This is a genomic window from Flagellimonas amphidinii (genome assembly GCF_013090115.1).
In the GTDB taxonomy this organism is placed as follows: Bacteria; Bacteroidota; Bacteroidia; order Flavobacteriales; family Flavobacteriaceae; genus Flagellimonas; species Flagellimonas amphidinii.
The window spans coordinates 272,694-285,196 of record NZ_JABFNN010000039.1; the positions used below are offsets into that span (position 1 = coordinate 272,694).

Genomic DNA, 12,503 nt, shown 5'->3' on the forward strand with positions numbered 1-12,503 from the left:
AAATTTGATTAAGAAATAACCTTAGAATATATCTGACTTGGCCGCTGTGGTTTGAGAATAATATTATCAATACCTTGTTTATCCTGATTGGTCAGATTTGTTCTAGCTGTGAAAAAATATATTTTTGGTTTGCTTTTAACCTCATTATTTTCAATTAGTTCTAAAAGATGATTTTTAAAAATAATCCCGGTGTTTTGATTATTGGATAGTTTGGAATTTCGATTTCTATCCTCTTTAGTAAACGGAATTACTACATCGATTAAAATTATATCATAGTTATCTGATATTACCTTGTCTAATGCTTTTGAATAAGTTGATACGCAATCAAAGTGAATGTCAGGGTCTTTCAATTGAAATCCCTCTTGGATTTCATTGGATAATAGAATTTCTTCGTCAAACAACAATATTTTTTTCATAGTCTTGAATTAAGGTATTAGGTAAAAAAACTGATATGATAGTTGGTTTAGCGTTTTTAGTAACACTAATTACACCGCCGTGCCCCTCTACTATTGTCTTTGTAACATGTAGACCTATTCCGGTTCCATTTGGATTAACTCTTTTTGCATTTTCTGATCTATAATATGGGATGAAAATTTTATCGGTATCCTCCCGCGGGATGCCTATTCCATAATTTTCAAATCTCAACTCAAAGCAGTTAATAACTTCACCTTTCAAGTCGATTGTTTTATTGGCTTTAAAGAAAATGCTTATGGTTGAAGATGGTTCACAATACCTAATTGCATTATGAATAAGATTATATATTACTTGATACATTCTTGTTTCATCTACTTTAACCTTAGGCATTTCGTGAATTTGTAGATTAAATATCACAGATTTATTTTCAACCTTTTGAAGAAAAGGCTTTAATAATTTAGAGATTTCCTCAATTTTTTCTTTTAACTCAATATACTCGAAATGATAGGACAGTTTTCTCTCTTTGTTTTTTAGGAAAGCATTAAGATTCCCATAATTATTATTAAGCACCGAAGTGGCAAACATTATATTTTCAAAATGTTTGGTTAAAGAGGCATCCTTATAAAAGTCAGTATCGGAAAGTTTGATTTCAATATTTTCAATGGCTCCCCATATTAAGGATACAGGAGTTTTGTTTTCATGAGCCAATTTTTCTATGAATAATTGTTGTTGATCAAGTGATTGTATTTTCTGATGTTGACTGGCAATGAAGGAACTTATCAATTCAATAGTATCCGCATCATGAAATGTGTATGTTTTTAACAAAGAATCATTAAACTCTTTTTTATTTATACAGCGAATTACAGCAACACATTTTCCATTTTCGACAACAGGGCAAAAAATTGCACTCTTATGGAACGTTTTAGTAGCTTCATAAAAGGAACAATCTGCTTTAATATTCTTATCGTGAATATCATGTATAATGATTGTATTCTTATTCGTGTAACATCTAAATGTTATACTGTCTATGCTATTATAAATAGGGGAAATTGATACATTTTCGTATTCCAACTTATCTAAAGTGTCGATTATATCTTTATTCTCCCTGTCAACCTTCCAAAATTCTTTTGAAGTTGATGATTTTAAATAAAGTTCACCATCTTCGTTTGGAAAAAAAATTGATGTATGTTCTGAATTCATCACGTCATTCACAGTTGCTACCAGATTATTGTAGTATTTAGGCACATCTGTGATATCATCAATTTTAAATAAATCTTTAGAAATTAGTTCTAGGGTATGAAAAGTGTGGTCATAAAGGATATGTTCTATATAAAATGAGATTTGATCCATGAAGTTATGAATTCTCTCATTTGGTAATTGTTCTATTTCAGTTTTGTCAGAAATGTAAAAACAAAAATAACCGAGAGTAATATCTTCATTTTCATGACCTAAAGTTAATCTGCTATGTGAATACTTTATAATTGGGAAAACAATCAAGAAATTACTTTTGATAACTTCTCCTAGACTTTTAAATCCAGTATTATCTTGATTCGGTTTTCTTATTATATATAAGTTGTTAAAGTCAGGATTAAGATTATTATTGTAGATTTCTCCAAGGATGCAATCAGTGCCTAAATAAAAATCCTGTTCGTAACAAATCAAAAGCTTGTTATTGTCAAGAGTTGTTGAATTACAAGCTCTTAGTCCAAAAGCTATTTCTTCCTCTTCTTTGGTGGGGACCCAAAAACTTGAATATTCAAGACTAAATTCTGTATTGCAAAAATCAAGGATTTCAACAATACCTTCATTAAAAAACATCTCATATATTTCACTTATGAACCTTGCATCTTTGTCAAGTTGGAATATAGTTGATTGATTTTTAAAAACTTGTACAAGATAATAGCCTAAAGTCTTTAAGATTTTAAACTCTATGGATGGAGTAATTTTCGATTTTTTGTTTGCTAAAATGAGATAACCTAAGGGACTGTGGTTGTCTGTTGACTTTACGCTTATCGGACATATTACTAATTCACTTGGTCCATTAGGAAGAAAATTGAAGTATTCTTTTAATCTTTCATGCCCATAATTATCTATGTCAAAACTTTTATTCGATTTTGAAAAATTCGAGTAATCTAGGATGTTACCATCTACTTCTGATTGCCAGATATATGGTTCATTAGATTTATTTAAGAGTTGACCTACAAATGACTTATGGAATTCTACTTCCTTTAAATTTCTTAGGTTATCTGTTACTAGTTCCTCTCCCTGAAAATATGGTACTAAGTCAATTAATGAATTCGCATTTTTATATCCGAAAACAATAAAATCATATTCAAGAATCTTTCCTAAATACTCAGAAAGCTGGTTTAACTTATTGTAAAAATCATTTACGCTTAGATCTTTTATTGAAGAATTGAATAAGGATTCCGAATATTTAATTATCTCATCAATGATACTTAAACTGGAAATGTAATCTAAGTAGTTTTGATTGTTAGGAAATTCTTTTTTAATAGAATTTAAAGTCTTCTCTTTTTCTAAAAGACTAACGAACCTATGTGTGGATATGATTTTCATATAACAAAGAATGAACAGATATTCTTTTTAGAATAGGATATTAAATATTTCTTTATGATAAATTTCTAAGTAATTCATCTTTGTCGGATTTTAGTTTATCAAAATTCTAAATTATACTAGGGTATTGACCAAATTTGAACTTATTGTCAAGTGGAATAATACCTTTCCTACTGGCATAACTGCTTTCTTTGGTTAATAATATTTTATTAGATAGTAAATACTTAATCGAAATCAATTTCACTCCATTTATCGGCAATCTCTTCAGCTAGATTTTGTGACTCATTCACAAAAGTGGATGTTCTAGATTTTTGAATTGAAAAGAATCCCATTATGTTATCTTTTAACGTTTCTATTTGATTATCAGCTCTTGAAAAATACTCTAGGTATCTTTGAAGGTCTTCAGGTGATGTTTGTGCACTAACATTGGTAACACCACTGTTTTGTACTTCAATTTTAATTTGCGTGAACTTGCTTCTAATAAGATCTGTTTTCTCTGTTAATCTATCCTTCAAACTTTGATCTATATCCAAATCTGATACACTTCTTGTCAATCCTTCTATACTATTATCAACTTCTGCAAAAGAAGCTTCCACCTGAAAACTAAACTCCCTCAGGACTAATAAATTATTTGATTCTGTCACGGCACTAATCAACTGATCTGTTGAAAGAGCGTGCAAAGCTCCAACATTATCCATAACCATCGATGCAGGATTAACCACAAGGGAAAGAGCTTTGAAATTTCTTGCTGTACTTTCAGTCGAGGCAGCAATTTTCACAGCGTAATTCTTGAAAGGCTCAATTTTGCTTTCTACTTCTTTTTTTGTTGTTTTTATATTGCCATTGTTTTTTGAAGTTCCCAATAGGTCCTTGACCCCACTTATTGCAGTTGGTAATACGTTATCACTTATTGCTTTAATTATTTCAATTGTTTGAGCACTCAAATTGCAAATTGTAAATAAAAGGAAGACGATTGTAATTGTTTTGGTTTTCATTGATTTTCGATTATGGTTATTTCATTTAATTGGATATTCGTATTCTCGATTTTTATTTTTCTATCATATAACAGATTGCTTGTTTTGGCATGAAGTAACTGTGACCTTAAAATGGCATCTTCTAAAAAGTTAGCTAGCAGCTTTTTTACTTCATTATAAAAAACCTTCTGCTGGTCATTTTTTCCATATTCTTGATTCATCAACCTTTTCATATAAAGCAAATTGGAAAAATTTTCTAACTCAAACTTTAATAATCTGTGACTCATTTTAAGTGTTTCAAACAACTTGGGTTCTTCTCCTAAAGACTTTTCTATTAAATCAGCTTCTCGTTTTACTTCACCGTAGGTTTCGCGTAAATCGTCTAACTCGCTATTTGTTGTGATATAATTTCCTGAAAAATCCATTTCTTTCCCTTTCTTTTTGAGATATCTTAGCTTGAATAGAATGTCTAAGGCATGATCATTAATTACTGAAATAGAATTATCTAATGACTTCACATTTTCTTTATTCTTCAAACCTTTATTTGATAGACAATACGATAACATTTTGTGATTTAAACTTGAAGATTTCTTATTGGTTGTAGAGTTTAAAATATTATAACTGGATAAGATAAATACGAACGTTATAAGTCTTAATGAGTTTTTAATAGAATTGGATTTCTCTATTGATCTTCCTATTAGTAATAATGATTTGAATAAGTATTTGATATTATTTTTCAATTTCAAAATTTCAATTTTAACGAATAAAACATTAAACCCTATTCTTGTAACAGAGTAGTTATTTGAAAAATAAGAGGAAGTTAAATGTAGTTTTGGAGAATCTAAATATATAAATAGATTGTTAAATCGTATTGTAGAAAAACCTTAGAAATTCTGGGGTTTTTCCGCAATTTCGAACTACAAGAAATAATTAGTTGACTTCAAACAAAAAATCCTTCCAAAAAAATTAGAAGGACTTTTGGTTATCTAAATAGGGATTCATCATGCTTTGAGCACAGAAAGTCTAGTGGATAATTTCAATAAAAAATTGACATGAACACTCGTTTGGGACACACAATCAAAAATGTATTTTTTGGATAAACCCAATCCCTTATTTTCGATACTGCCTGATAGCATCCCATGCAAACCATCTATATGGCCTTCAAGAGAGTTTACGTCGAAATAGTTATCAATAATGGCAATAATCTCAAGGATTGCATTCTTTTGTTTTGAATCTGCCAAGGAGAGTTCCTTCTGTAGTTGCTGGTACCATTCATCATGGATTTGATTTTTTCTTGTAGACATAAAGAAAATTTTAAATGCGGAGCCACCCCGTCAGCCCTGTCTACACAGTCTAGGACTGGAAGCGGTACTTTCGTGGCCGCTGGGCTTGCGAGCGACTCCTTATCGATAAATAATTGTTTTAGAATTTTCCTAAAACTGTGTAGACGTGTTAAAGATACAAATGTTTATCATATCCCATTCCACACACATTACCTCCCCTCCTACCTCGGGTCGTGTAAAAAGTGTTCCATTACCTTTTCTTGAAGAAGATTTTTAGAAGAAATTTTCCACGAGCTGCACGGTAAACTTTCGCTTTTACCAAAGCTCAAGTTACATAACGCGGTACATTATAGTACAAATGCTTGTCTGGGTAAAACTGCGCCAATACCACCGTATTTGATATAATTGTAGATATGACTGCCTTTAGGCTCATATCGTCAACAATTATGTCATAGCAGTTTTACATGTTGGCTTATTTCTTGACCGCATTCGTAAGCTATAATTATATATTATATCAAATATCCCTCAGCAGTATTCTTTTTATCAAACGTAGCAACAGGGTCATGAAACTTCATTTAGCGGTCGGCTACGCCGCATCTTTCCATTTGTATCTATAATTAGACGTTATGTAAAATTGCCGCGCGCAAACGCTTATTGTTTAAATAAAATCAAATTGTCTTCACAATTTATTTTATACACAATTCCCAGCCGCTTTGCCCACGCCAAAAAAGCAAATGCTTTTAGCTTCGTATTGAGCATTTGTTTAGAATTGAATATTCTGCAATAAAAAAATCTCATTATCATTTGTGCAAGCCTCACGCAACAGTACAAAATTTGCTTAGGCAAATTTCTGTACACTTGCTCACTTTCTGTTTCTAATTGAAATTTTTAAATTAAGCTGTTTGACATTATGTAAAATAGAAATTTAAGTTTTGAAGTTATTAATCTCTATCTTTTGTCTTGATACAAAAGAAACAAAAAATCAAGGCTGCATATAATTTTGGAAACAATCTACGGCTCGTTTCGCTATATTTTGGAAAACATTAGAACACTTTAGATTATATAGAACTCCAATTAAAAAGTGAGAACTCAACAATATTAAGTTCTCACCCTCTAAAATATGACCGCTCTACTCACCTATTGTTTTAGCCAAAATTTTATGAGGCCTTTAGTTTTAACAGAGAAAAAATAATGGTTAACAGATTAAAATTTATTTGATGATTTTCTAAAAGGATATTTGTTCATCAAATAGTTTTGAGATGAAGTATATATTAGCATTTATGTTTTCGATGTATGGTTTTTTAGTTTTTCCCCAACAAGAAACCATCATTTTTGGAACCGTAATAGATGCTGATACTAAAAAGCCTATTCCCTATACTACTATCGCTATATTTAACGATAATCTATTAATTAATGGTGTTTCTTCCAATGAAGATGGAACGTTTAAAATTAGGGTTAAAGAGACTTATACGCATATAGAAGTTAGCTTTATTGGATACAAAAAGTCGACTATCAAAGCTTCAGAATTTACCGATGGTATTACGATACACCTTTTTCAAGATATCAATGCGCTAGATGAAGTTATCATTAAAGGCGAGCGCACTACTTCCCTATTAAAGATTGATAGAAAAATCATTAATCTGGGAAGTAATATCCAACAATCGGGTGTTAATGCCTTGGAAGCTTTCGAGCAAATACCTGAAGTAGAAACCGATATTGCCACTGGAACTATAGCACTTCGCGGTAGTGAAAACATACAAATACTTGTCAATGGGAAATTATCGCCTTTAAATACTTCAGAACTATTACAACAAATCCGAGCATCTAATATTGACCGCATTGAGATTATAACGTCTCCTTCCGCAAAAAATCGAGCAGATGGCTTATCCGGAATCATAAATATTATCTTGAAAAGACAAAGAAATCTTGGATTAAATATAGTAAGTAATGCTTCCATAGGAACTAGAAGATATGGCTTTGGAATTGATGGTAATTATAACAATTCATGGTACAATTTTAAAGCACGTATTTCACAATCCAAAAATAAAACAACTAACAATCAGCTTCTAAAAAGAGAATTTGGCGATGGTACAACTGAAAGTATTTTTACACCTTATGAGTTTGATGGAATCGTAAATAATATTGCTACTGGTATCGACTTTTTTATTGGTGCTAAACAAGAATTGTCCATAAATGTTGATTATACGGATGATTCGCATGATTATATTAATAATTCCAGCTACTTCAACGTAACAAATAGAGATGATTATGAATATCTACGACAGAATTCCCACAAACATTACATTACTATTTTTAACGGCAATTATCGGTTTAGCTTTAGTGATAACAACCATTTTCTAGAGCTAGATTTCAATTTGAATAATAGTGAGAACACATATCCACTAACAGATTCTGAAAACGATGTAGAGCTTTTTGATGAGAGACTCACAGAAGATTTTTTGTTACAGTCTTTTGCACTTGATTACACATTTCCTTTAAAAGAAAAAGTTATTGTTGAAACAGGTGTTTCAAAAAACACACAGTTTTTAGAAAGTGCGCGTTTATTTGTGCCAGTTTCAGGAATCGAGGAAAACAATCAATTTGAATACGACGAAGTACTTTGGGGTATGTATGCACAATCAAAGTTTGCTGTAAGTAAGCTCTCTATTCAGACAGGGCTACGGTATGAATATTTTACATCTAACTCCAAAAGCCAAACAAATAATTTCATATCCTCAATGAAATTCTCTAATGTATTTCCATCTCTTCATCTATCCTATAAACTAAAAGATAATAATACCTTAAATCTTGGTTATAGCAAACGTGTTTCTAGACCTAACTTTCATCATGTAAATGCTTTTCAAATTGTTAGCCCACTTTATATATGGGAGTACAATCCTGATATTTTACCAGAATTTAGTGATAATATAGAATTTAGCTATCAAACAAAAATCAAAAATCTGAATGTTAACTTGTCAACTTTTTATCGTCACAGAAAAGATGTTATTTTGTGGACACAAACTGGCACGAACAACCAACAAACCTTTAGATATGAAAATGCGGGAGTTTTCAATTCTTATGGATTAGAAAGTGATTTAAGCTACAAAATTGCTTCATATTGGAATTCGAGACTTACGGCCAACTACTATTTTACAAAAGTGAATCAGTCAGCATTGGTTACATGGGACAAGTTATACTCTTCCACATTTCAGTTTAAAAACATCATCAAAATCAATAAGGCAATCTCTACAGACTTAACCTATATTTATAGGTTCAAAAACCAACGAACATACAGTTTTAACGAACCCAGAAATCGATTAGATTGGGCTTTGCGTGCGCGCTTTTTGGAAAACAAATTAATGGCAGGATTTAGGCTTGTAGATATTTTTAATAATTACATGCTAAATAGAACCAGCGTTACAGACAACCTTTTTCAGGAAACCAACTGGGATATACAAATGCAGACAAGGAATTTTTTGTTTAGTTTACGTTATACATTGTTTGAAAATAAAGGTAAAAATAGAAAGAGGAAAGAACGTCAGTACAATGAAGCTCCGATAGATTAGAAATATAGTGGGAATTGTTAAACCAAATAAAAATTTATTTTTAGAGAATTTACAAAAAAGAGAAGTTTTTATCCATCTCGTTTTTTGGATGTTTTATTTGTTCTACCCTTATATAAAAAGTATTACTAGCGGCTATACGTACGTTTTCTTTAATGAGCTTATCAACCTTATATTTGGAATGGTAGTTTTTTATGTTACTTACTTATTAATTCTACCTTCAAAAAATAAGATAGCCAATAGTATTTTATTACTTATTCTATTTTTTCTTTTAGGCTATGTGAATTTAAAAATGCACAATGCTATTTTGGAAGGAAAACATGAAGAACCGTATTGGTATTATGGCTTAGGTTATTTTTCCGCGTATGCTGTATTAGCTTTGTTTGGCTATGTTTTGTATTCTATAAAAAAGGCATATGAACAACAACAAACGATAGAAAAAACAATTATTGAAAGACAGCAGGCCGAATTATCGAGCTTAAAAGCACAAATATATCCACACTTTTTGTTTAACACTTTAAACATGATTTATTCGAGTGCTTTAAAAAAGGATGATAAAACTCCAGAAATGATATTGAAATTATCTGACAATTTTAGATATCTATTGCAAAAAGGGCAAGATAATTCTGTAAATATACAAGAGGATATTATACATATTAGAGATTATGTAAGTCTTCAAAAAGAGCGTCTTGCTAATAAAATTCAAGTGAATTTTTCTACAGATATTGATGACGAGAATCAAGTAATAGCTCCACTACTATTTTTGCCTTTTATTGAAAATGCCTTCAAATATGTTAATTCAATCAAGGGTTCTCAATATCCAATTTATATTTCGGTTATTTTAAAAGGCAAGACGTTAACTTTTGAATGTGAAAATCCATTTAATTCCAATTCAAAAAATCATATGGATAAAAACTGGCAAGAAAGCGGTATTGGTATTGAAAATACTAAAAAACGATTAGATTATTTTTATAAAGACAATTATCAGCTTCATATATCCAAAGAGGATAATATTTTTAGAGTGCTATTGAAAATACAATTATGATGAAATGTTTGATTTTAGAAGATGAAAAAGCAGCTCAAGAAATCTTACAGGATTTTATTGAAAAAACACCTTTTCTACAATGTATAGGGATTTATGAAAGTGGTATTGACATTCCCCACTTACTCATAAAGCAAGCTGATATCTTATTTCTTGATATCGAACTTCCAGAATTAAATGGTTTATCATATTTAAAAACCATAGACAAACCACCAAAGGTTATAATCACCACGGCTTATGTTAATTATGCTGTAGATGCTTTCGAAGAAAACGTTTTGGATTATTTAGTAAAACCTTTTTCTTATGAACGTTTTTTCAAGGCTATAGCACGTGCAAAAGACCAAATTCTGAAAGGCAGAAACGAAATGGAAAAGTATCTTTTTGTTTACACCGATAAAACACATCACAGAATTTTTATTGATGATATTTTGTACTTAAAAGCAGAAGTAGATTATATAAAAGTAGTTACTAATAATGTCTCCTTATTGGTATTAGATAGTTTGCGCAATTGGGAGGAGAAAGTAGCTGAACATGATTTTTTGAGATCACATCGTTCTTATATAATAAATACTAATAAAATTGATAAAGTTTATGGAAATCAAGTGTTTGTAAACAATGAAGCTATTCCCATTGGACAATCATATAAAAATTCTTTTATGAAATCTTTAAATATTTGATGAGATTAAGCCCATAATTTTATTGGTAAATGGTTTATAGAACCCATTCCACACACATTCCCCTACTCTCCTCTTTGTCGTTTCGGGCAAAGAGTGTTCCATTAGTTTCAGTTTAAGAACCTTTTTAGAAGAGATTTTTTTCGAAGAAAATTACGTTAGCATACTTTGCTTTTCCAAAGCAAAGTAACATAACGCAGAACATTATGATACGCTCTTGTTTTTTCGCTTAATAACTTCTTGAACAAAGTTTTTGCTTACGCATTTGAAGTTTAGTTCAACTGTTGAACTAATAAGATTTTTTTCTTTAAAGAATATTTTTATTTCGTCTACTGGATTATTTTCAATACGGTGCACTTGCTTTCTTATGATTCCATGGAGCGATTTAATTTCATTTTCTGGTTGTTCATCCAGATAGAGTAAGATTGGTGTCCATTTTTCAGTTCCTAAGACTGATTTTATATATGGAATTACAAGTAAATATTTATCAGTTAGATATAAATCGGCCAAGTTGAACAAGTAGTGATAATTTTTGATTCCTGGATTCCAATTATGGCATTTCAAATTCTTTTCAGAAAATAGTACTCTCTCATTAAAAAAATCTAACGCTTTCCTTTGCTCTGGTCCACTAACTCGGTTTCGATATCTAAAGGACAACATCCTATATGTAATTAGCAGCAATCCACCTAAAGAAAAAAATAGAATTATAAACTTCATTGCAGTCAGTTCATTTTTGCACTAATAAACTTAAAGAAAAAAAAATGAGACTTGTTATTGATGTTTTACATCGAAAATTCAAATTCTGCAACAAAGTTTTGGTTGTAAAATACTATCCTATTGTTTACTTGAAAATTTTGAGAAGAAAAATTTCAGGAAAATCTCGCCAGCTTGTCGCAAAAGCTTACGGCAGTATTTTGGAAGGTCTTGTAGACCTTTTAAAATATGAGCGAGATGGTGCGCTGGAAAGAGCATAAATTTCTAAGCACTTGCTCTATGCAAACATTCTATACGTTGATAAAAAATACTTTACCCGATAATAATTAAAACAAAATGTGTAAATTTAGTCAGGTGTTTATGGTACGCCTGCTCGTTCGTGCAAAGATTTCATCCACCATATTAGATAATATAAACCTTCAAGGCTTATTGTCCAGCAATAGTATACGAACGCATAATCTCTTGGATAATAATCTTTGAAACAAAGGATTATATTATGAATACTATTGATTTCTTCAAACTTCAATCTAAAAACTTACACAGAGATTTTAAAAGGAGAAAACCTGTCTCCGACAAACTGAACAATGCTTGGTTATATGAATATGAGCCAAAGTATTTTGACGTTCTACTGGTAATGATAGATTTCAATCTTGATGAAGAAAAATTGAGCTTAATGAAAGCCCAACACGCAATTGCACGAATGGCTGGATTTGAAAAGTGGACCGCTTTAATTAAAGCTTCAGAGCCTGATTTAAAAATTGCAAAAATTCTTTATGAAAATCAACATAAAGTTGACCTGCTAATGTGGCAATTTCATTTAGCGGAAGTTGAAGAAATGAATCAAACGAGTTTTGATTCAGAGACTAAATTGGCTATTTGTGAACAAGCTTTTGAAATGGAAGTTTTCGATGACAGTGTTTCTTTTGATTGCTATCTTTTAGAAAAAAAATACGGATAAAGGAATTTAATATTCCTTTCTTTTTTCTTGATAAAAAAGAAACAAAAAATCAAGAAGAGGACAGAATGAGAAAGGTAACGATTTACCTTTCGAATGATGGGGCAGCCGAAGCTTGGCCATGCTTCTCCTCCGCTCCATCTCACCGAAAATAGTAATCAGCCACTGGCTAATGACTATTTCTCGTGCCTTTGTGTCTTAATAGCTTCGCTATTTTAGGCGTTTACGCCTACACACAAAGCCCAGGGCAATGGCTCTCTTTGCAGCAAGCCACAAATTCACTCCAACGCCGGCCCGCATTTTCTTCTGTCCC

General features: G+C 31.1%; 11 protein-coding genes. 5 read left to right on the plus strand and 6 right to left on the minus strand.

Annotated features, from left to right (window positions below):
• Positions 1-8: 8 nt before the first annotated feature.
• The 5 genes from HJC33_RS13135 to HJC33_RS13155 all read right to left on the minus strand — a co-directional run bounded on the left by HJC33_RS13135 (position 9) and on the right by HJC33_RS13155 (position 5,263).
• Positions 9-416, minus strand: coding sequence for a hypothetical protein (locus HJC33_RS13135; protein ID WP_171659279.1), 408 nt, complete (start codon positions 414-416; stop codon positions 9-11).
• The gene (locus HJC33_RS13140) at positions 394-2,988 is read right to left on the minus strand and encodes a sensor histidine kinase (RefSeq protein ID WP_171659280.1); all 2,595 of its coding nucleotides are present in this window, start codon (positions 2,986-2,988) and stop codon (positions 394-396) included. Before HJC33_RS13140 ends, HJC33_RS13135 begins: the two co-directional genes overlap by 23 nt.
• A 221-nt stretch (positions 2,989-3,209) precedes the next feature.
• Positions 3,210-3,980, minus strand: coding sequence for a hypothetical protein (locus tag HJC33_RS13145; protein ID WP_171659281.1), 771 nt, complete (start codon positions 3,978-3,980; stop codon positions 3,210-3,212).
• Positions 3,977-4,495 (minus strand): hypothetical protein, encoded by a 519-nt coding sequence (locus HJC33_RS13150; RefSeq protein WP_171659282.1) that lies wholly within the window; start codon positions 4,493-4,495, stop codon positions 3,977-3,979. The genes HJC33_RS13145 and HJC33_RS13150 overlap by 4 nt, the downstream gene beginning before the upstream one ends.
• A gap of 465 nt (positions 4,496-4,960) precedes the next feature.
• A complete protein-coding gene (locus HJC33_RS13155; RefSeq protein ID WP_171659283.1) occupies positions 4,961-5,263 on the minus strand; it encodes a hypothetical protein in 303 nt (100 codons plus the stop codon).
• 1,238 nt (positions 5,264-6,501) lie between these two features.
• Between HJC33_RS13155 and HJC33_RS13160 the strand changes: the two genes are divergently transcribed.
• The 3 genes from HJC33_RS13160 to HJC33_RS13170 are packed head-to-tail and all read left to right on the plus strand — an operon-like array spanning position 6,502 to position 10,524.
• Positions 6,502-8,808: a TonB-dependent receptor gene (locus tag HJC33_RS13160; protein WP_171659284.1), complete on the plus strand. Its 2,307-nt coding sequence runs from the start codon at positions 6,502-6,504 to the stop codon at positions 8,806-8,808.
• A gap of 7 nt (positions 8,809-8,815) precedes the next feature.
• Complete coding sequence (locus tag HJC33_RS17375; protein WP_171659285.1) at positions 8,816-9,850, plus strand: sensor histidine kinase; 1,035 nt, start codon at positions 8,816-8,818, stop codon at positions 9,848-9,850.
• Entirely contained in the window at positions 9,847-10,524 is a 678-nt protein-coding gene (locus HJC33_RS13170) for a LytR/AlgR family response regulator transcription factor (protein WP_171659286.1), read from the plus strand. The genes HJC33_RS17375 and HJC33_RS13170 overlap by 4 nt, the downstream gene beginning before the upstream one ends.
• Before the next feature lie 201 nt (positions 10,525-10,725).
• Here the strand turns inward: HJC33_RS13170 and HJC33_RS13175 are convergent, their stop codons facing one another.
• On the minus strand, positions 10,726-11,238 hold the full coding sequence (locus HJC33_RS13175) for a hypothetical protein (RefSeq protein ID WP_171659287.1): 513 nt from the start codon (positions 11,236-11,238) through the stop codon (positions 10,726-10,728).
• 44 nt (positions 11,239-11,282) lie between these two features.
• Here HJC33_RS13175 and HJC33_RS13180 point away from each other — a divergent pair, with 44 nt between their 5' ends.
• Both HJC33_RS13180 and HJC33_RS13185 read left to right on the plus strand, forming a co-directional pair.
• A complete protein-coding gene (locus HJC33_RS13180) occupies positions 11,283-11,495 on the plus strand; it encodes a hypothetical protein (protein ID WP_171659288.1) in 213 nt (70 codons plus the stop codon).
• A gap of 236 nt (positions 11,496-11,731) precedes the next feature.
• Positions 11,732-12,193, plus strand: a complete 462-nt coding sequence (locus tag HJC33_RS13185; RefSeq protein WP_171659289.1) for a hypothetical protein — start codon at positions 11,732-11,734, stop codon at positions 12,191-12,193.
• Positions 12,194-12,503: the final 310 nt, after the last annotated feature.